The organism is Gillisia sp. JM1, assembly GCF_000424645.1.
GTDB lineage: Bacteria > Bacteroidota > Bacteroidia > Flavobacteriales > Flavobacteriaceae > Gillisia.
Genome location: NZ_KE384219.1, coordinates 427719 through 449640 on the forward strand (window position 1 = coordinate 427719; position 21922 = coordinate 449640).

General features: G+C 35.8%; 18 protein-coding genes and 1 pseudogene. 9 read left to right on the plus strand and 10 right to left on the minus strand.

All coding sequences use genetic code 11. The annotated features are described in order from the left end of the window. Positions 1-286: 286 nt before the first annotated feature. Positions 287-1048 carry a DeoR/GlpR family DNA-binding transcription regulator gene (locus tag H033_RS0116340; RefSeq protein WP_026839268.1) on the minus strand — a complete coding sequence of 254 codons (762 nt, stop codon included), beginning with the start codon at positions 1046-1048 and terminating at the stop codon, positions 287-289. Positions 1049-1255: 207 nt separating this feature from the next. On the opposite strand from H033_RS0116340, the gene H033_RS0116345 reads away from it, so the two are divergent. The 5 genes from H033_RS0116345 (at position 1256) to H033_RS21685 (ending at position 6878) form a co-directional block, all read left to right on the plus strand. Beyond that, positions 1256-2851, plus strand: a complete 1596-nt coding sequence (locus tag H033_RS0116345) for a glycerol-3-phosphate dehydrogenase/oxidase (protein ID WP_026839269.1) — start codon at positions 1256-1258, stop codon at positions 2849-2851. Positions 2852-2925: 74 nt separating this feature from the next. After that, positions 2926-4419 (plus strand): glycerol kinase GlpK, encoded by a 1494-nt coding sequence (gene glpK / locus H033_RS0116350; RefSeq protein WP_026839270.1) that lies wholly within the window; start codon positions 2926-2928, stop codon positions 4417-4419. 9 nt (positions 4420-4428) lie between these two features. Next, positions 4429-5157 (plus strand): MIP/aquaporin family protein, encoded by a 729-nt coding sequence (locus H033_RS0116355; protein WP_026839271.1) that lies wholly within the window; start codon positions 4429-4431, stop codon positions 5155-5157. 22 nt (positions 5158-5179) lie between these two features. After that, a complete protein-coding gene (locus H033_RS0116360) occupies positions 5180-5959 on the plus strand; it encodes a hypothetical protein (RefSeq protein ID WP_026839272.1) in 780 nt (259 codons plus the stop codon). Between the two features lie 721 nt (positions 5960-6680). After that, complete coding sequence (locus tag H033_RS21685) at positions 6681-6878, plus strand: hypothetical protein (RefSeq protein ID WP_155827860.1); 198 nt, start codon at positions 6681-6683, stop codon at positions 6876-6878. A 433-nt stretch (positions 6879-7311) separates the two neighbouring features. Here H033_RS21685 and H033_RS0116365 read toward each other — a convergent pair whose 3' ends face one another. Further along, positions 7312-7569 carry a hypothetical protein gene (locus tag H033_RS0116365; protein ID WP_026839273.1) on the minus strand — a complete coding sequence of 86 codons (258 nt, stop codon included), beginning with the start codon at positions 7567-7569 and terminating at the stop codon, positions 7312-7314. A gap of 277 nt (positions 7570-7846) precedes the next feature. On the opposite strand from H033_RS0116365, the gene H033_RS20500 reads away from it, so the two are divergent. Together H033_RS20500 and H033_RS22195 are read left to right on the plus strand one after the other, a co-directional pair. Then, on the plus strand, positions 7847-8572 hold the full coding sequence (locus H033_RS20500) for an SOS response-associated peptidase (protein ID WP_196809461.1): 726 nt from the start codon (positions 7847-7849) through the stop codon (positions 8570-8572). 76 nt (positions 8573-8648) lie between these two features. Next, entirely contained in the window at positions 8649-8936 is a 288-nt protein-coding gene (locus H033_RS22195; RefSeq protein WP_231367647.1) for a BLUF domain-containing protein, read from the plus strand. A 136-nt stretch (positions 8937-9072) separates the two neighbouring features. Here the strand turns inward: H033_RS22195 and H033_RS21690 are convergent, their stop codons facing one another. The 5 genes and pseudogenes from H033_RS21690 to H033_RS20510 all read right to left on the minus strand — a co-directional run. Continuing rightward, entirely contained in the window at positions 9073-9225 is a 153-nt protein-coding gene (locus H033_RS21690; protein ID WP_155827862.1) for a hypothetical protein, read from the minus strand. Positions 9226-9689: 464 nt separating this feature from the next. Further along, the gene (locus tag H033_RS0116385; RefSeq protein ID WP_026839275.1) at positions 9690-11000 is read right to left on the minus strand and encodes a sugar porter family MFS transporter; all 1311 of its coding nucleotides are present in this window, start codon (positions 10998-11000) and stop codon (positions 9690-9692) included. 8 nt (positions 11001-11008) lie between these two features. Further along, complete coding sequence (locus tag H033_RS0116390; RefSeq protein WP_231367648.1) at positions 11009-12124, minus strand: glycoside hydrolase family 130 protein; 1116 nt, start codon at positions 12122-12124, stop codon at positions 11009-11011. Positions 12125-12140: 16 nt separating this feature from the next. Beyond that, a complete protein-coding gene (locus tag H033_RS0116395) occupies positions 12141-13613 on the minus strand; it encodes a RagB/SusD family nutrient uptake outer membrane protein (RefSeq protein ID WP_026839277.1) in 1473 nt (490 codons plus the stop codon). Between the two features lie 21 nt (positions 13614-13634). Beyond that, a pseudogene (locus tag H033_RS20510) lies at positions 13635-16067 on the minus strand (SusC/RagA family TonB-linked outer membrane protein); the annotation flags it as partial. Between the two features lie 62 nt (positions 16068-16129). On the opposite strand from H033_RS20510, the gene H033_RS20515 reads away from it, so the two are divergent. After that, a complete protein-coding gene (locus tag H033_RS20515; RefSeq protein ID WP_034886061.1) occupies positions 16130-16513 on the plus strand; it encodes a helix-turn-helix domain-containing protein in 384 nt (127 codons plus the stop codon). 23 nt (positions 16514-16536) lie between these two features. Further along, complete coding sequence (locus H033_RS0116410) at positions 16537-17364, plus strand: IS3 family transposase (protein WP_026836979.1); 828 nt, start codon at positions 16537-16539, stop codon at positions 17362-17364. 112 nt (positions 17365-17476) lie between these two features. On the opposite strand, the gene H033_RS0116415 is transcribed toward H033_RS0116410, so the two are convergent. The 3 genes from H033_RS0116415 to H033_RS0116430 form a co-directional block, all read right to left on the minus strand. Next, a complete protein-coding gene (locus H033_RS0116415) occupies positions 17477-18100 on the minus strand; it encodes a carboxypeptidase-like regulatory domain-containing protein (RefSeq protein ID WP_026839278.1) in 624 nt (207 codons plus the stop codon). A gap of 358 nt (positions 18101-18458) precedes the next feature. After that, positions 18459-19496 carry a LacI family DNA-binding transcriptional regulator gene (locus H033_RS0116425; protein WP_026839279.1) on the minus strand — a complete coding sequence of 346 codons (1038 nt, stop codon included), beginning with the start codon at positions 19494-19496 and terminating at the stop codon, positions 18459-18461. Between the two features lie 244 nt (positions 19497-19740). Beyond that, entirely contained in the window at positions 19741-20712 is a 972-nt protein-coding gene (locus H033_RS0116430; RefSeq protein ID WP_026839280.1) for a type I phosphomannose isomerase catalytic subunit, read from the minus strand. Positions 20713-21922: the final 1210 nt, after the last annotated feature.

Sequence of the window (21922 nt, forward strand, 5' to 3'; positions counted from 1 at the left end):
GGAACGTCATTACCATCGTTTTTTAAAATTTTAAATTAGGTCTCGATATGATAACATATAATCATTGAGTTAGAGTTTAGGAAATAAATTGAATAAATGTAAATAGGTAAAGCTATTTCAATTGGGCATAATACTCCAATCTAAACCACATCCTCTTTATAGATTTACTGATTTTCTATTTTCAGTGATCATTTAATTCTAAACAATATTTATCTAAATAAACGTACTGCACTGATATTTTCAAGAAACAACATAAAAACAACAAAAGGGAAAAAATCTAATTGTCTTATAACTGCTTTACCAAGGTAACCTCAATGCCCATATCATTTAATTTTTGCTTGATGGATAAAGATAGGTTGTCATCCGTAATGATATGATCAATACTTTCAAGTCCGCAAATGCGGCCAAAACCTCTTTTGCCAAATTTAGAAGAGTCGGCTAAAACAATGATCTTTTGTGCGCAATCTATCATTTTTTTGTTAAGAATGGCCTCTTCCAGATTTGTAGTGGTACAACCATAATCAAGGTCAATGCCGTCAACCCCTAGAAATAATAGGTTACAAGAAATATTGCTCAAGATCTGCTGCGCGTAGTGCCCTATTACAGAGCTTGAACTATGCCTTAAGTGGCCTCCCAGCTGTATTACATCTATCGTATCGTGTTTTAGCAATTCAAGGGCAACATTTAATGACGAAGTGATAACATTCAATTTTTCTTTAGGTTTTATAACCTTTGCCAATTGTTGTACCGTCGTGCCAGAAGCAATCAGTATGTAATCATTTTCTACGATAAGGAGCGCGGCTGCTTCAGCGATATTGGACTTTTCTTCAACAGATATCATTTCCTTTTCCTGAATGTGTTTTTCGTTGATGTAAGGATTTTCAAAAGACGCCCCGCCATGTGTTCTATAAAGCAAACCTTTTTCTTCAAGAAGTTTCAGGTCCTTTCTTATTGTTACGGCAGAAACGCCAAGTAGCTCGCAAAGTGTGGCTACTTTTATATGCTTCTCAATCTTTAACTGATCTAAAATCTGTTGGTGCCTTTCCATTGTAAAATCTAATTATGCTTAGTGTTTTAGTCTATACCTTGTAAATATAAGATGTTCTAAGCGGATAGAAAATTTATTTCCTTTGGTTTCGTTTTTAATCGGTTAATCGTGTATTTTCAATTAAAACGAAACTTTAACTTTCGTTATTGATCGTTTTGCTGTATTATATTCTAAATTTGTAAAGAATCAGAAATACTATAAAATTAAATGGAACAAAATATTTTTAATAGAGAGCATCTCGTAAATACAATTCCCGACGTAAAAACCTGGGATGTGGTAATCATTGGAGGTGGGGCGACGGGACTAGGGATAGCTTTGGATAGTGTTACAAGAGGTTATAAGACCTTACTCCTAGAACAGGTAGATTACGCAAAAGGAACTTCAAGCCGAAGCACTAAACTGGTTCACGGTGGAGTGCGTTATCTGGGACAGGGAAATATTGATCTGGTGAGAGAGGCCTTACATGAACGTGGCTTGCTGGAGCAAAATGCCCCCCATTTGGTTAAAAATCAAAGTTTTGTTATTCCAAATTACCGCTGGTGGGAAGGTATTTATTACACTATAGGTCTCAAAGCTTATGACCTTCTTGCCGGAAAACTGAGTTTAGGAAAATCAGAGCACATCAATAAAGCGAAAACCGTAGCGCGCCTTTCCACATTACGCCAAAAAGGACTTTATGGGGGAGTGGTTTATCAAGATGGTCAATTCGATGATTCGAGACTGGCTATAAATATTGCGCAAACTGCTATTGAAAAAGGCGCTACTTTACTTAACCATTTTGAAGTAACTGATTTAATTCAAAACTCTAAAGGAAAAATTACGGGTGTTGAAGCAAAAGATACTGAAACAGATCAATCCTATTTTTTTGATGCCAATTTGGTCATTAACGCTACTGGCGTGTTTTCAGACGAAATATTGAGAATGCAGAAAAAAGATGCCAAAAAATCCATCGTTCCCAGTCAGGGTGTACATTTGGTTTTTGACAAATCTTTCCTACCTGGAGACGATGCGATTATGATTCCTAAAACTGATGACGGTCGCGTGTTGTTTGCAGTGCCCTGGCATGATAAAGTTTTAGTGGGTACTACTGATACTAATCTGGATGATCATAGCCTAGAACCTCAGGCGCAGGAACAGGAAATTGAATTTATTTTGAAAACCTTCAATAATTACCTTTCCAAGCCCGTAAAACGCTCTGATGTGCGTAGTATTTTTGCCGGCTTACGTCCTTTGGCAGCGCCCAAAGATGATTCCGAAAAAACTAAAGAAATTTCAAGAAGCCATAAAATCATTGTTTCAGAATCCGGTTTATTGACAATTACCGGTGGAAAATGGACGACCTACAGACGTATGGCTCAAGACACCATAAATAAGGCTATTTCGCTTAAGCGATTACCTAAAAAAGAGTGTAAAACCGAAAACCTTCCTATTCACGGGGCAATGCCTACCGAAGATCGCAACCAGCACTTGTATATTTATGGTACGGATCAACAAGGGATTGCAGATTTAATAAAGGAAAATGCCACTTTGGGAGAAAAACTACACCCTAGACTTCCATTTTCAAAAGCAGAAGTGGTTTGGGCTGCTCGTTACGAGATGGCACGCACCGTAGAAGATGTTCTCGCACGTCGAGTACGTGCCTTATTCTTAGATGCTGATGCAGCCATGAAAATGACTGAAGAAGTCGCTACCTTATTGGCGAAAGAGCTCGACCGGGATGAGGCCTGGAAGGTCAATCAAATTAAAACGTTTACAGAACTGGCAAGACACTACAGCATTGATTATGATGCGGTGCCAGCATAATAATTTTTTTCATACATCTCAGCAGCTTTAGGCTGAGGTGTATTTAATACTAATTTTTAAAATCCAATCTTGCAATGGAAAAATACATCCTCTCCTTGGATCAAGGAACTACAAGTTCTCGCGCAATCGTTTTCGACAAGAAAGGAGACATTATCTCGATCGCACGAAAAGAGTTTAAACAATATTTTCCGAAACCTGGTTGGGTGGAACACGATCCACAGGAGATCTGGTCTACACAGGCCGGTGTGGCAGCAGAAGCAACGGTTTCAAAAGGGCTCGACGGAAAAAATATAGCTGCAATCGGTATCACAAATCAGCGGGAAACAGTTGTTGTCTGGGATCGCAAAACGGGTAAGCCCGTCTATAACGCCATTGTCTGGCAGGATAAGCGGACTGCGGAATATTGTGATGAATTGAAAGAGCAGGGTCACGCCGATATGATTCACGAGAAAACCGGACTGGTGATTGATTCTTATTTTTCGGGAACCAAAGTGAAATGGATATTAGACCATGTGGAAGGTGCCCGTGAAAGAGCGGAAGCCGGAGAACTTGTAATGGGAACGATTGACACGTGGCTGGTCTGGAATTTCACCAAAGGGGAACTGCACATAACTGATGTTACAAATGCCTGTAGAACGCTTTTTTACAACATTAATACGATGGATTGGGACGACGAACTTTTGGAATTATTTGATATTCCGAAAAGTATGCTTCCAGAAGTTAAAGATTCCAGTGAAATATATGGACATACAAAAACCACCATTTTCGCTTCTAAAATCCCGATCGCAGGCATTGCAGGCGATCAGATGGCTGCACTCTTTGGACAAATGTGTACCAAAAAAGGAATGGTGAAAAGTACGTATGGTACTGGTTGTTTCATGCTTATGAACATAGGTGAAAAACCAATAATCTCAAAGAATAACCTATTAACCACGGTTGCCTGGAGAATTGACGGAAAAACAGAATATGCGCTGGAAGGAAGTATTTTTATTGGTGGTGCTGTAGTACAATGGTTGCGTGACGGACTTGGAATTATTAAAAGGTCTGGTGAAGTGGAACATTTGGCAGAGTCTGTAGAATCTACAGATGGCGTCTATTTTATACCGGCTTTTGCAGGATTGGGAGCTCCTTATTGGAATCAGAAAGGAAAAGGTACTATCTTCGGAATAACCAGAGGCACTACTGATGCGCACATTGCCAGAGCCTCTCTTGAAGCAATTGCTTATCAAACAATGGATATTCTAAAAGCGATGCATGCAGATTCGGATATTGAAATTAAAGAATTACGTGTGGATGGTGGAGCATCGATAAATGACACCCTGATGCAGTTTCAAGCTGATATTTTGGACTCAACAACCATTCGACCCAAAATTATTGAAACTACCGCTTTAGGAGCTGCTTATCTTGCAGGACTTGCCGTTGGTTATTGGGACAGTCGGGATGAGATTGAAGAAATGTGGCAAGAAGATAAACGCTTCCATCCCGAAAAAGATAAGACCATGGTGGAAGAGGGAGTTAAAGGCTGGTACCGTGCCATCAAAGCTTTAGAATATTGGACAACTCTTTAAAAACACATTATGACTCCATTTATAGCAGAACTATTAGGAACAGGAATTTTAATCCTTCTGGGAGGTGGCATTGTTGCAAATGATATCCTAGAGAAAACCAAAGGAAACGGTGGTGGTTGGATGGCCATCACCACAGCCTGGGGCTTAGCCGTATTTGCGGGTGTGGTAGTGGCAGGACCCTACAGCGGCGCTCACTTAAATCCGGCTGTCAGTATTGGTCTGGCCGTTGGTGGTCTTTTTCCCTGGGCAGATGTGCCCACGTATATCTTGGCACAACTTCTCGGGGCAATGGCGGGATCTTTTCTCGTATATGCCATGTACAAAGACCATTTTGACGCAACTGAAGACGGCGGGCTTAAAAGAGCCGTTTTCTGTACAAACCCAGCAATTCCTAATAACTTCAGGAATATTTTAAGTGAAATTCTGGGAACCTTCGTTTTGGTTTTTTGTGTATTCTATTTTTCTGAAGCTGAAATTAACGATGGTAACGGTACAACCGTGGGCATGGGTTCCATTGGGGCAATACCAGTTGCTTTTGTGGTATGGGGAATCGGTCTTTCTTTGGGAGGTACAACAGGTTACGCCATAAATCCGGCCAGGGATTTAGGACCACGTATTGTACATGCTCTTTTACCCATTAAAGGGAAAATAGGTAGTGATTGGGGCTATTCCTGGATTCCCATTGTGGGCCCTATAATCGGTGCCGTTATCGCCGCACTTTTATTTCTTTTGCTCTAATTAATAATCACATATAAATTTTATGAAGCTTTTAGAAAGAGCTGCATTTCTTGGATGTTTTTTAAATTTCGGAAATATAGCAGCTCAGGATGAATTACTTTCAGTTACCAACGAAATTGAAGAGCCAGAATCGATGCAAAACATGCCTTTTGACCTGAACCTTCAAGTAAAAAACATGCACTTATGGAAAGGACTTCGCGTTGCCGAAGCTCCTGTGGTCGCTGCAGATCTGCACTTTAGTTCTCAAGACGGAAAGTTTAGAGCCGGTGTATGGGGCGGAGTAGGGTTTACCGGCGATTTTACAGAATTTGACTATTATGTGTCCTATGCAGATAATGGGTTTTACATTTCTATCTGGGATATTAATAATTTTAGCGATTATCCTGATGCTGAAATTTTTAATTATAATAAAGCTGTAACCTCTCATTTCATAGACGTGACGGTTGCATATAAATTGACTAGAATCCCCTTAAAGTTTTCATGGAGCACACTGGTTCAAGGGCGGGATACCTACATCGCAGATAACGGAAAATTAAAGAATGCTTTTTCTAATTATGTGGAAGCCACCTACACCCTTTATGATGAAGAAAGCTGGTCTCTGGGGGCTTATGTGGGAGGCGCTTTTTCGTTCAGGAGCGAGGCACATTTTTACGGGGATCATCCCAATGTCACCAATTTTGGCTTCATTTATAACAGGAATCTTCGGGTTCTACAAAGTTATCAGTTACCCGTTTCTGCCACAGTTTCGTGGAATCCGGAACAGCAATATGGTTCTGTTCAGATTGCTGTAAATCTCTTTTAAGCGAATTGTATTTTCTCAAACCGCTTAGTATTCTTCTTTTTTTTTACGTGCCAGTAGGTTGATGAGCCCCTTGATCAATTATGTAATTTAATAGTTTTCTCTTATCAAACTTTATTGTCAGTGCTAAATTCAGAAACTACCTTAAATTTCAGATCTTTTTTGTAAAAGCGGGTAAATTGTTATCGAATGTTTGCATATCCACCTTCATTCCCAAATTGAAAAATCTAAAATTAAAGCCGAATACACTTTTTCCCCAAACCCAACTTATTCTCGAAATTTTTTTTTAATAAGAGGGATTTCGCCCTTTTAGAGATGAGAGCAAACGAAAATTCAACAGTATGTTTTTGTTTAGGACACTTTGCAGATATAATTTGAATTCAGTAATTGAATGTTTTTAAAAGCATAAATCCTTAAGGATTTTGTGCTTTTTTTTTACAGAATCTACACCTACATAGTTCTTTAAACTATTCTCCGCTCTTAATAAAATAATTCTAATGCTCTAGAATAGTTTCCGAGATGTTATTTTAGTCGCCTTCTTAATCTAAAAAACGCTACTTGCCCTTAACATTGACTACAATATAGGCACAATACTTAATTCACCCTTAATCTTTAGATAAACCGGTTTAGTGATTCATGCTATAATTTCGCCTTTGAATAATGATACAACGGGAATTAATTTTTTCGTGCACTTTTTAAACCGAATCTTTAAATTAAGACAACATTGAAAACCATTACCCTAAAACAAAAATTGCTTGTTGTGAGCAGTCTCTTTGTACTCCACAGCCCGATTTTGCAGGCAAAAAACGACTTACAAACAGTCAAAAACGACTCATTTACGACCGTTTTTGGTTTAAAAACCCAGCAAAACATAACTGGTAGCGTTACCGATGAAATAGGTATGCCGCGTTCCATTCAATAACTTAACGCAACAAATCTAAAATAATAGATTTGTAAAATGGAAGTAAAAAAAACACAGGCGACTTACCTGTAAAGAAAGAGTCATTATTCAGACCCTTCTTTGAACGAAAAAAAGAACCAAAACCTAAATGAAAAAATGCTTGATAGATCTCGACCTACAATTTCTAAGGAACCCTCATTTTACGAAAGTAAAAGCCTGTTTCAACAAATAGTTACGGAAGGCAATCAGCTTCATCTATTAACTAATTACTTTTGCAATATTTTGTGAATAAAGTTCCCTGCATGATTTGTTATATTCGAAAGAATCAAATGAGAAAGATTACGTCAAAAGGCTAATACTCTAAACAAGTATTAGCCTTTTAAGAATTTCATGAAATAGCCCGCATAATTAATAATTATGTATTTAGGATTATGCTTAACGAAATCAAATTGCATTAATTAGGATTTTTATCACTTTTGTCGTGACCTTCCAATTTCACCAACTTATTGTAAATCCCTAAAAGAAGAAAAGGTGCTGCCCACTGCCCCACAAAAAGTGCTGTTTTACTTCGATCCATCAATTTAAGAGTTAAGGATCCTCCCATAGAAGCTATAGCAGCTGCTAAAAATACTCCTGAAGGAATTTTTGAAGTTTGTTTTTCAATTTGTTTGGTTGCTTCACCTTCTGCGTGATCATTTTTTAAATTAGTCATAGCTTTATTATTTAAAATTTTATTAAAGTTATTTCATAATTTAATTTTATAAATCACAATTTGTAAAATATTAACCATCTTTCAATTTTTAACACTCTGGAATCTGATTGCTTTGATAATTAGTACTCTACTGATTTTACTAATACATAGAATCAAAAATTTTAAATAGTTTCTAAATTTTATTTGAGTTAGCTTTAGTATTATTATGTATTCTATTTTATCAAATTTGGCTCAACTATTTAGTTTGTTCTTATTATTGGATTCAAAATTAAAATTTATGTGCTACGAAACTACATCTACCAAAAAGGCTAAACAGATTGAAAAACATTTTAATGCTGAATTTCAAATCAGCGATGAATACGAACCATATTTTCATAAATCAGGCTTTAGCTATTCCAATTTACAAATAATCAAAATGAATGAAGCGGAAAAAATCTACCCCGCAGCCTGGGGTTTGGTTCAAGATTGGGGTTCTAAAGATGTTAGCTCTTTCAGAAAAAAATACAATACTCTGAATACTAAAAGTGAAACCCTTTTTAGCGGATTGTCTAAAGATAGCGCAATGGAAAAACGATGTATAATTTTGGTCGATGGTTTCTTTGAGCCTCATAAAAAAGGAGGAGTTTCAATTCCCAACTTTTGCTACATACCTTCCAAACAATATAATGACGGAAGAGATCTTTTTGCTTTTGCTGGTATTTACTCAGAGATTGATAAAACCTCCGATTCTTTTACTTGTTCAATATTAACTACAGAAGCCAACGATTTTTTTGAAGAAATTCATAATGTAAAGAAACGAATGCCTTTGGTACTAGATAAGGAACTATACCACGAATGGTTTAATGAAGGATTAGACAAGGAGAATATCACAGAATTAATGAAAAATGGTTTTACCTCTAAGGAATTTTCTGCTCATCCTGTAAGTCGTGATTTATATAAGAGAGGTTTGAATACAAATCAAGAATATATCATTGAACATATAAATAAAGAAACACTGTTTTAAATAACTTTTAAATTTAGCAAGTTCAATTTAAGCCGATTACATTAAACCTAAACATCTATTCTCAATTTATTAAAATTTGAAACAAATCTATACTATCTGCTACGTAAGTAAGGCAAATCCCAATTTGACAATTGAGGAGATTAATACAATATTTGAACTTACTGAGGAGAACAATAGTTTGCATAATGTTAGCGGTATTCTTCTACACTCTCTCGGGAATTTCTTTCAGGCATTGGAAGGGGGAGAAAAATTTATCGTAGATTTATATGAAAATAAGATTCTAAAGGATTCAAGACATTCCGAAGTTTTTGAAATCTATAGAAGGAATATAGCAATACCTGTATTCTCAAATTACCTTTTTTAATTTCAGGCTATAACTACTTCAAGTCAACTTGACAAAATCCGTAAATATCTTGAATCCAATAAACGAGTATCGACTTCAGAAAAATTAAGTCGATTATTAAGGCCATTTATAATTTGGATTAAAATTAAAATTGAAACTATTGGTGACGATGTGCTAATAAAATTGGAGGTCGACCATCGAAAGGATTTCCTTGGTTACCAATAGTTTTAGATCCTTCTCCTAATGTAGCTGCGCGTCTCACCAAATCGTTTCCTCTAGGATAAAATAGGGTTGAAAAGGTTGTTTGCATCGGTGCGTTATTTTATTATATCTTAAATATATAAAATTTAATAACACGAATTACACGTAACACCTTCTAATACATACTATTGGATGTAATTCGGTGCGTATATAAATTTCGAAAAACACGCACCGAATACCGCTCCTTTTATTTGATATTGAATGGTCTTGTTTGATATGAAGGAAAATGTAAAAAGCCCATAAACATAATGTTTATAGGCTTTTGGGGAGATTTAGTAATCTCTAAGCGGAGAATGAGGAACTATCCAAATTTGGCAAAACTCTACTATCCCTGGCGCTTCAGAGGGATTAAAAATTCTAGTGTAACCGAATTTGAGATTTTTAATAAAACTTTAACAAAAAAGAGGCCCAACTCCCTTCATTTCAAAATAAGGAAAAATGGTGCACATTTTAATTTAGATTTTATAGAGGATACCTCTCTGAAGTAATGCTTAACGAATTTTAAACTAAATATTAAATATCCTCTTCTAAAGTCTTTCCTTTAGTTTCCGGAAATAATTTAAAAACGAAAAGTAATTGAAAGATCATAGCTAACGCAAAAAAACCAAAAGCATAAGTACCTCCATTTGGCAATTCAGCTACCACTGGAAACAACCAGGTAAGGATAGCAGCCCAGAACCAGTGAATAAAAGTACCAAAGGATTGTCCAGATGCTCTAACCCGATTGGGAAATATTTCGGATATAAATACCCATATAACCGCTCCTTGTGAAAAAGCAAAACTTGCAATAAAAATTAAAATGGGAACAATTAATAATCCGGATCCAATTTCCGATTCATTTAAATAAAAAGCACTAAAAATCAAACTGATGATCATCCCTAATGTTCCCCAGATCATAAGCTTTTTTCTTCCTATCTTATCTATTAATGTCATGGCTATTATTGTAAAAACCATATTGACAAATCCTACAGATGCGGCTTGAAGAAAAGCACTATCCTGACCGATTCCCGACATTTCAAAAATCCTCGGAGCATAATACATTATGGCATTAATGCCAGAAAACTGATTAAAAGTGGCCATTAAGAAGACTAAAAGTAAAGGTTTAAAGTATTTACTCTGAAATAGTTTATCCTTTTTCACATTTTGCTTTAAGGAGTTTTTGATGCTGGCATAAGTGTCCTTAGCTTTTAAGTCACCCAACTGCCTTAAAATACTGAGCCCTTCTTCATCATTACCATTAATAATCATCCACCGCGGACTTTTAGGAATAAAAAAGGTAAGCAGAAAGAATATTAAGGCAGGGACTGCTTCTACACCTAACATCCATCTCCAAGCTGCATTCTGAATTTCAATCTTTAAAAAGTAGTTAGATATGAAAGCTAATAAAATTCCAAAAACGATACTGAATTGAAACAGTCCAACTAACCGGCCCCTGTGCGTGGCAGGAGATATTTCAGAGATATACATCGGAGCAATAACCGAAGATGCTCCAACCCCTAACCCACCTAGAAACCTATACAATAAAAATAACTCCCAGTTACTTGTAAGAGCACATCCGATTGCAGAAAATCCAAATAAGGCCCCAATGATTAATAGAGATTTTTTTCTGCCTAACTTCTGAGCTGGCCAAAAAGCAAAAATAGCCCCTATAATAGTTCCTATTAATGCTATAGAATTTGTAAATCCGTGGGCAACGGGATCAAGGTCAAAAAAAACTTTTAAACCTTGTTCCGCGCCCGAGATTACTGCAGTATCAAAACCGAATAACAAGCCTCCTAAACTCGAAACAATTGCCCCGGTTAAGAGTTTTTTACTTAAACCCATAGAAGATTTTATTTAGTCTTATCAGTTTTTACCACGCCTACCATACTATCAGCAGTACCGTAATATAGATACCACTCACCCTCGAAATATACTAATCCTTCAATAAATGTTGTTCCATCAACATACTGTCCTGATTTCTCAAAAGGTAATTCAGGTTGGATGAAAGGCTCTTCCGATCGGTCAAGTAGTTTCCAGGGCTCATCCGCATCGTACAAAGCCTGACCTCCTGTGTATATTCTATTACCTAAATCTTCTACACCAATATTTTGGGAGTTACCGGCATTGTACATCACTACAATACCATCTTCAGTTAATACCGGTGGTGGTCCTGCTTCCACTAGCCATGAGTCAAAATAGCCGGGACGAGGGCTCAATACAGGTGCTAAATTACCCTCGTAATCTTCTACGGGTTCCCAGTTGATTAGATCATCAGAACTCGCTAACCAAATATGGGGTACTCCGTAATACATCCAGTATTTTCCATTAATCTTTGCGGCTACAAGTTTACCGTCTTTAAGCTCAGTAACAATAGCTCCAGATTTAGTTTCAGTATCGTGATATTTACCATCTTTCCATTCTTCAAAAATAGGTCCTTGTTTATTCCAGTTTTCAAGATCTTTTGAAGTCGCAACCGCCAACCTTGGATATTCTCTATTCCATTGAGTATATGTAAGAACATAAAGTCCATCTTCGGTTTCTACGATTCTAGGATCTTCGGTTCCCCCAGTCCATTCAAATTTCTTCTGGTTATCATCACCAGGATAGAAAATTGGTTCTTTCATTCTTTGATATTCTTCCCCATCACTAGAAATGGCTAATCCTATTCTCGAAGTATGCCCACCTATTTCCTTCTCGCCTAATTTTTCCTCTGCTCTATATAAAACGTGAATTTTGTTATCCTTGACAATAGCTGCAGGGTTGAAGGTTGCCATAGACTCCCATCTAATCTCCTTGCCAGTCATGGGATCCTTAAATTTTGTCATACTATCTTTCTGAATAATAGGTTTGGCATCTTCAAACCTTTCAAAGGGACCCATCATCCATTCCTTTTCTAATGATTCCTGACTGTAACCCAGCATACTGACCAGGAATACAAAAATTGCTACATAACTTCTTTTCATCATAATTTCTTTTAATTTATTAATAACCGGGATTCTGTTCAATTTGACCACCACTTTTATCTATTTCTCCTTGAGGAATAGGATATAAGTAATTGTATTCCTGGAAATTTTTTCCCATTTCAGTTAAAACTTCCTGGGCAATGCCCCAACGTTTCAGATCATTTAATCTATGTGATTCGAAGCCAAGCTCAATTCTACGCTCATTCCTTAAAATCACTAATGCCTCACCTTGAGAAAAACCTTGTCCTGAAAATTTGGTAAGGATCGAGGATGTACCCACAAGAGCAGGGGTGCTTTCAGCTCTTTCTCTGATTTGATCAATTATTTCTAGACCTGCTTCTACTTCACCAGTTTCAATAAGAGCCTCTGCTTTCCATAATAACACATCGGCAAATCTTATATAAATTTTGTTTCCTGGCGAATCATCATTTCCTTTATAACGACCATCGGTAGTTCCCAATAGCTTGTGAACAGATTGTTCATCACTTTCTACTGTATACGTTAACCTGGGATCTCCATTTTCAAATGCATCTATAAAATCATCAGTTGGAGCGACAAAACCCCATCCCATTAAAGCAGCAAGTCCATTGCCTTTTCCAGGGTTCTGTTGTTCCTGGTGATCATAAGCAAAAATTACCTCGTCTTCCTGGAATTCTTTCGAAACATCAAAAGAATCAAAATAATGGGCATTTAAGGAATAAAAACCCCAGGATTGTAATTCTTCAATATGGGCAATCACAATATTCCATTCCTCTTGATATAATGCAAGTTTGGCCTGCATGGCTTTAGCCGCACCTATGGAAACTCTCCAGGGTTCTGAAGAACTTGAGTATTTCTGCATAGGCAGAAGATTTACAGCAGACTCCAGGTCCTCACTTATTAAATTAAGCACCTCCTGTTTTGGAGCCCTTTCAGAAACTTCATAGGCCGCTCCAAAATCCTCTAATGGTTCGGTTAAAAGTGGTACATCGCCAAAATGGTTAACTAAATCAAAATAATAAAAGGCTCTAAGGAAATATGCTTCTCCTAATAAACGATTCTTCTCTTCCTCAGTCAAGCTTGTAGTGGCAATAACTTCGGTATTTTCTAAAATTTCAATTGCTTGATTAGCTCTTGAAATACCTTCGTAGTCGTAACTCCAGGCTCCGTTAAATGCACCGTTCATTGAAGTAAAATTAAATGCTGCAATTTCATCCATCCATGCCTGGTCTCCGTCAGGATTCCATTTTTTATTCATGTCTCCGGCAGCAATATCCTGTAAAATAAAATGATTCTTTGTCACCTTGCCATCATCCCAAGCCCATTCACCTACTATATTCAAAGTGGATGAAAGAAGTTGATATGTAGAGTTCACACTCGAAGTTATTGTACTCGCAGTAGGCTCAGAGCTAATCTGGTCCTTGGTTATTAAACCTATAGGCTCCTTATCTAATTCACAGCCACTAAGAATCAGACTCAGGGCTATAATTACTGTTTTTGTTAGATTTTTCATTTTATAATATTTTTAATTATGTTATAAGGTAATATTTACACCGAATAAAACTGTCAATGACTGAGGGTATGTACCAAAATCAATCAAATTTGTAGATTCGGGGTCAAGCCCAGAATAATCTGTTATGGTAAAGAGATTTTGGCCAGAAGTATAAATTCTAACACTTTCAATACCAATCTCTTCTTGTAATTTTAAGCTATACCCTAATTCAATATTTTTCAAACGAAGATAGGAAGCGTCTTCAACAAAAACATCTGAAATCCGGCTACTCCCATTGTCTGTAAAACTTACTCTTGGAATCGAATTAGTAGAACCTTCGCCATCCCAACTTCCTAGAACCCTGTCCGTGAAATTAAACGGTCGCGTATCATAATCAATTATTTTTTTTAATTCATTATACCTATCTACCCCACTTACTCCTTGAAAAAGTAAACTAAAATCGAAACCACGATAATCAAATCCTGCATTCAGACCATAACTTAATCTAGGATTAGGATCTCCAATAAAATCCCTATCAATATCATTGATTCTACCATCTCCATTCAAATCTCTAAATCTAATATCGCCTGGCCGCTGCGGTGCATTAGGTGTTCCGTATAAATGATCAGAAATTTCTTGTTCATTCTGATAGATACCTTCTTGCATAAACCCATAATAGGAATTTAATGCTTCCCCTGGTTGAGTACGGGTCACTCTCCCATTTATATAAGGCAAGTTCGGATGCAAAGAATTCACTTCATTTTTTAATGTAGCTATGTTTCCACTAATAGAATATTTAAATTCATTATCATAATTCCGGTATGATAAGGCAAATTCAAGTCCGCTATTACTAACTTTTCCTGCATTTAAAAATGTTGGGGAAACATCCCCGACAAAATTTGGGAGAGAAATAGGTAATAAAACATCAGTGGTTTCTTTCTTAAAATAATCCACACTACCATATAACTTATTTTTCATTAATCCGAAATCTAAGCCAAGGTTAGTTTGAGCTGTAGTTTCCCATTTTAGATCAGGGTTACCGTATCGACTTATCAGGTACCGATCGGCATCTCTTCTAAATAAAGTTAAGTAAGCAAAATTTGGAATTTCCTGGTTTCCAAGCTGTCCCCAACTTGCCCTCAATTTTAATTCTGATAACCAAGTTAAATCTTGAGTAAACTCTTCTTCTGAAATTATCCAGCCGGTCGAGAATGACGGAAAATATCCCCATTGATTTTCTTCAGCAAACCTTGATGAAGCATCTGCTCTTATATTGGCGGTAACCATATATTTATCCTGGAAGGAATAAGTAGCCGTTCCGAAATAAGAAAATAATGACCATTCTTCAGCTAAACCTCCATTCCATAAATCTTGTTCCGTATTACCAAAGTCAATATATCGGAAATTTGGTTGGGTGAAGTCAAATCGGTTTCTTGAAGCATTTAAATTAGACAGTCTGGAAATTATATATTCTGTACCTACTAAAGCATCTATACTATGCTCATCAAATTCTTTGGAATAACTTAGACTATTATTCCAGGTTAATGTTATGTCTTCCCCTCGGGTTTCGCCTAAACTATTAGGTCTGTTTTGTCTGCCTAATCCTTGGTCTTGGGTGGCACCTCCTCCATCATCATCGCCAAAATTTACACCAAAGGCTTTAATATGAATAAAGTTAATATCAGCTCCAAAATTAGTCCTGAATGTCAAAGATTTATCTTCCAAAAAGTTATATTCGGCAAAAAGATTTCCGAAAGTTTTAAAAGTTCTCGCAGCATCATCTGTGAAAAATGCTAATGCAATTGGATTTTGAGAATATTCATATTTATTGCTCTCGAAATCATTAGGACCTTGGTAAAAAGGCAAATCGGTAAAAGGATCTTCCTCAGAATAAGTAGGATCAGAAGGATCTTTTTTCACAGGGATTATTGGCGGACGTAAAAATGCATGTCTTATTATTCCAGGGGCTTCACCACTGGATGAAATCCTGTCTTTATATTCATATGATGCTTGGAGGTTAGCTCCAACTCTTAATCTATCAGTTACATTTGATTCAACATTAGATCGAAAATTTATTCTTTTATATTGGTCATTATCATATACAACAGGGCCATCTTGACCAAAATATCCTCCAGATAAGAAATAATTAGTGTTCTCATTTCCACCTGAAGCGGTAACTTGTGCACTATGGGTGCGACCTAATTCAAATAGTTCATCAAGATAATCTACATCAGCAAAATCACTTCTGTTAAAATCTCCGGTATAAGGATTCTCACCTTCATAACCGGCATTATTCCAAGCTCGCTCTACCGTTTGCATATATTGCTGAGCATTGAGCATATTTGGAAGATTGGTAACTTTTTGAAACCCTGTATAGTAGTTAGCTTGGATACCTTTACGATCTCCTCCGTTTTTGGTTTCAATAACAATAACACCCCCAGCAGCTCTGGAACCATATATGGAAGCTGCAGATGCATCTTTTAATACTGCCTCGTCCTAAAATAGGTTGACCAAAAATTAAACACTTTTAGTCACCTATGGAAACACCAAAGAATGGCACCTGCCGAAAAAAGAAGTATCAAAAAGTTAGTTTCGACATGAAACTTTCGATAATTGATGAAATAGCTAACGGACAGATCTCCGTAAATCATGCTTCAAACAAGTATAACATTTCTCGAAGTTCCATTGAATACTGGATTAAGAAATTGAGTAACTTCGAGAATAAATCCATGAGTATGAGCAAGAACGATCAGATCAAAAAATTGAAGCAACGTATTGAAGAACTGGAGTTTGTAAAAGAATTTCAACAAGATGTCATTGCCGATTTTGAAAATATTACCGGGGAGCACCTTTCAAAAAAGTACTTGCCCGAAGCATTAGCAAAAGAGATAGAGAAAAAGAAACAAAGCCTTTCAAAATAAAATGGCTCTATCAATGCCTCGGGATAAGCAAACAGGCTTATTACAAAAGAATCAAAGCAAATTATACCAAAGAGAAAAGGGACGAAATAGTCCTGGAACTTGTACGTAAAGAAAGAAAAACACACGCAAAGGCAGGCACCAGAAAACTGGTCAAGTACATCAAAAAAGGGATTATGGAGCAAAATGTAAAAATGGGCAGGGACGCGCTCTTCGACCTGCTAAGAAGTTATGGAATGCTGGTCAAGAAGACCAAACGTTACCACATTACAACAGACTCAAAACACTTATTCTATAAATCACCAAACCTAATAAAGGATATGGAAATCTCGCACAGTGAACAAGTATTCGTAAGCGATATCACCTATATAAAGACTGATGATGGACACGCCTATCTGGCTCTGGTAACAGATGCATATTCCAAAAAACTGATGGGATGGGCACTCGACGACAACATGAGGGCAACATTGGTCGTGCAGGCCTTGGACATGGCAATCAAGAACCTGAAATTCAAACATATGAGCATCATACACCATTCAGATAGGGGAATACAGTATTGCTGTCCGGAGTTCACGGAATTTGCCGACAAGAACAATTTTGTATTAAGTACAACTCAACAATACGACCCCTACGAAAATGCAGTTGCAGAAAGGATAAACGGAATACTCAAATATGAGTTCGGACTAAAGAAAACAATCAAGAACGTCATCATAGCAAGACAGATCATGAAGCAGGCAGTTCAGGTATATAACGGGCAAAGACTGCATTGGAGCCTTGGCCTGGAAACACCAGATCATATCCACAAAAAGTACAATACAATAAAATACAAATCCTATAAAAAGAAAATGGCCTAGGAATGTTGGCAACTTTTTCAAAACCGAAGGAAAAATTTTGAAGAAGTTGTCAATGTTCCGTGAAGAAAAACGATATTTATAAATGAAAACCTTTAACACAAAAAAGGTCAACCTATTTCAGGACAAGACATACAGTCATGGATTTAATATCAGAAGGGTTAAGAAATGATATTTCCCTGGATGGAATACCATCAATTACATAAAGTGGGTTGTTATTTCCAATGGTACCATTACCACGAATCCTAACCTCAACTTCATCACCAGGTGCACCGGTACTTTGTGTTATATTTACTCCTGCAACTTGTCCCTGTAACGCTTGGGCAACATCAGGTACCCTTCGGGCTTCGAGATTATCCACATTAACCGAAGTAAGTGCCCCGGAAATAGTCCTACCCTTTTGAGATTTATAACCTACAAGAACCAGTTCGTCCAATTGAGAAATCTCATCCTCTAGAGAAACATCAATTTGCTGCCTACCTGCTACATTTAATTCTTGTGTCTGAAATCCAACAAATGAAAAAATTAATACTGCATTAGGATCATTAAGGTTAATACTATAATTACCGTCAAAATCGGTAACCACACCATTGTTTGTTCCTTTCTCAATAACCGAAACGCCCGGAATGGGAATATCTGCAGCCGCAACAACCCCGGTAACAGTTTGCGCAAAAGTAGCCCCCCAGCTAATACTTACCAGTATTAGTAATAGACTAAGAAGTAAACTATTTTTTTTCATAATTTTTATTTAAGGTTAGTAATATTCATTTTTGAGTGTTTATTGATCTTTACTTTTAAAATATGAATTCATTTCAAGTGTTCTTTCCCCTATATTTTCATTGCCATTGGTAAAAAACATTCCTCCAAAACTTCTTATTAACTATCTACAAAATTTAAATTCTAGGAATATCCAATGCGGAAAAATTAACAAACAGAGGCTTAGTATTAGTGCTTTTAAACTCATAAAACACATTTAGAATAGCCTAAAACGATTTAGTAAATCGTTTTACTAAAAGCTAATATAGAAAAGTAAACCCTAAATACCAAATTATTTAACATAAGTGGATGTATAAAATAAATAAAAACCGGATTTTTGATCAAAAATCTTTTAGTGCAGTCAGAGATTCCCTTACAACTAATTTGCTCGGTAAGGTTTTTCTAAAAAAATGCATGCCCTCTTTCTTGGAAGATAACATTTCTAAAGTTCCTATAATTAGTTCTTCGGCTAAATCAGAAATTGGTTGGGAAATAACACTTATAGGAGGAGAATATAATTCAAAAACATCTCTATCATCAAAAGAAATTATAGCTAAGTCTTCTGGGATTTTGATGTGTTTTTCTCTTATCACACGTAAGCCATTTATTGCTAGATTATTAGTAGCAAATAATATAGAGTCTATGCTAGGGTGTATCTCCAAAAAATTTCGAATTGCCACCATACCTTCCTGTGTTTTAACCTGATCGAATTTTAAGAAGAGTTCATAGGTCGGTAGATGGAAGTTTTTGATCGTTTTCAAATATCCTTGATGTCTTTCAACCAATGGAGATAATTCCGACTCTATACCCACAAAAGCAATATTTCTTCTTCCTGCCTCGTAAAACCCTTCAATAGCTTTATGGGCTCCCTCAAAATTTTCCAAAACAACATAATTATGGTTAAAATTTTCAAAATGTCGATCAAAAACCATTACGACTTGCTGTTCTTCATAAATCAATTTTTTCAGGTCATTCTCAAAATTCTCTGGAGGGGTTATTATAAAAGCATCCACCTGTCTATCTTTAAAAAGAGATAATAGCTCCAGGGTTCTCTCTCTGTTGTTTTCAGTACTGCAATAAATAATATTATAACCATTTTTAAATGCAATCTCCTCCATCTGCTTAGCAATAGCGGAAAAGAATGGATCCGAAATATCTTCGGCCATAAAAACAATGGTTTTGGATTTACCTGTTCGTAAAGATTGAGCTGAGGAGTTAGGTTTATAACCAACCTTTTCTATATAATCTTCAACTTTTTTAATCACTCCTTTACTGATCTTATTTTCAGCTTTATTATTAACAATAAAAGAAATTGTTGTCATGGAGATACCTAGTTCTCTAGAAATATCCTTCATTGATATTTGTTTCTTTCTTTTCATGAAATTTTTTCTGCTTTTAGAAAATCCCTGGATTTAATGAAGTGACTACTCGCAAATATATTAATTTTAATTTTTAAACTTTGAACAAGGTTTCTCTAAAACTATTCGGACCATAATATATTTGGTTCGGTTTCTAATATCTAATTCGTTAACCGTATAATAGAGGTAAGGTTCAATTAGTAAAAAAAAACCTGTAACAAAAGAGCTACAGGAGAGAGAGTATTTCAAAATTCATATTTAAGCATTATCCAATATACACTTCCAATAATTCGGCATCTTCAGCAAAAAAGTTAACTTTTTTGTTCACAGCAGGAATAAGTAAAGTCTGTCCCTGTTCTATCCTTTCTAAGTACCCATTCACCTCTATTTCCACTTCCCCATTTACGCACATGTAAATTATAAAAGAATCAATATCAGTGTAATTTTTTTCCACTTTTCCTTTTATTGATAGGTAGTTAGTCGTAAAGTACTCGCAACGAGCAATATTGGATGATTGGTTTTCCTTAGTATCATAAAGAAGCTTATAATCGTCCTTTTTTTCAAAATCAATGGCATCAATTGCAAGGGTAGTATGTAATTCGCGATACTTTCCATCACCGTCTACCCTGTTCCAATCATAAATACGGTACGTAATATCAGATGTTTGCTGAATCTCAGCTAACAAAACCCCTGCACCTATAGCATGAACTTTTCCTGTATTGATAAAAAAAGCATCTCCTTTTTTAACTTTCTCAAAATTTAAAAGGTCTACAATCCTTCCGTTTTCCAGGTGCTCAATATATTCCTGTTTGCTTACCGTATTCTTAAATCCTACATTTATTTCAGCCTTTTCATCTGCCTGCATAATATACCACATCTCTGTCTTTCCAAAAGAATTATGGCGCAGTTTTGCTAACTCATCATTTGGATGCAACTGGACAGAAAGCTCCGTTTGAGCATCAATATATTTAATCAATAATGGAAATTTCTCACCAAAATTATTATAAACTTTTTTTCCCAAGATATCTGATTTATACTCTTTCAGCAAATCAATTAGTGAGTTTCCAGCTAAAGGCCCATTTTCTAAAACAGATATATCATTTAAAACACCCGATATCTCCCAGCTTTCACCCAGATTTTCTGTATTAGAGTCTTTATTTAAAACTTTTTTTAATTTCTTTCCTCCCCAAATTTTTTCTTTTAAAATAGGTTTAAATTTTAACGGATAATTAAGCATTACTTATGATTTAAATTAGTGTCTAAAATTATTTTATTTTTTTTGTTAATAATTTTTATATAAAAAGCTATTCTTAACAAACTTTTCATCCTGCCTCTAGTATTTTAGGCCTAAATTTATTCACTTTTATAATAATATTTAAACTTCTAAAATAACTTGAGTACCACATATAAGATAATAGTGATAATAGTGAATATTATTTTTATGTTCTTTATAATTTACTAAGAAACAAAATTGGGAAGTTTGCTGCAAACATAATGATGTTTATGACAAATGGCATCACTTGTCATAAACATTCATCAATATCCAAATCCACGTAAGCATTTTTATAAACTTAAACCAAAGATTATAGAGAATAAAACATTAAATCCCAAATGCAAATTCCAGGACTATTAAAATTCAGTACTACACCACTCCTCAGCACATTTCCCTCCATCCCGTTACTCTCTATTACGCGCAAAGCGCTTCGTAAAAAAAGGTCTTGGACACAGGCAAAAAAGTGATTCTCCTCGTTGCGTAATCCGCAAACCCGAAAAAAGTCGGGAGCGGAACCACTTCACTGCGGAAAGCTCTTTTGTGCCAGAGTCCGCCAAATTTGATTTATAAAGTGGATCCAGAAAAGCAGGAATCAGTATACTGCCTATACCATTGCTATGATAAATACCACAGCACCACCTAAATAGTCATAATTGTTAGTTGCCCAAAAAATATTTTTATGAGTTGTATGATCCATTAGAAGAATATCCAGAACACCTGGATATTCTTCTAAAACTTCATTTTCTAGTATGTCAATTTTAGTATATAATTAATTAATATTTATTAGTCTCAATAAACGTCCAGTTTCCTCAATAAGTATTTTTAATAACTTTTACAAAATTTCTTGTCTAAACTGGTTTCCATTTTGCGAATAACTATTTAATGATTATAATTTCTCACTCTATTTTCATCTATTTAGAACATAAGAGATTTTGCTACAACGCAACTAGGTTACAAAAAAACAAAAATAAATGACTTCTGATTCCTGTTTCAAAAAATAGAGCATAGTATTAAATTAACTCTCAAGGTTAATTCTTCTCCATGAACTTTTATATGTTTTGTAGAATTTTGTCGGTTAATTTTTAAGGCATAGGTCATTTATTAATTTGAAGGTATTTTAAAAAGTAGTCTATGTGAAAGCATACACGTTTGTGATTTAAGGAGTATAAAAAAA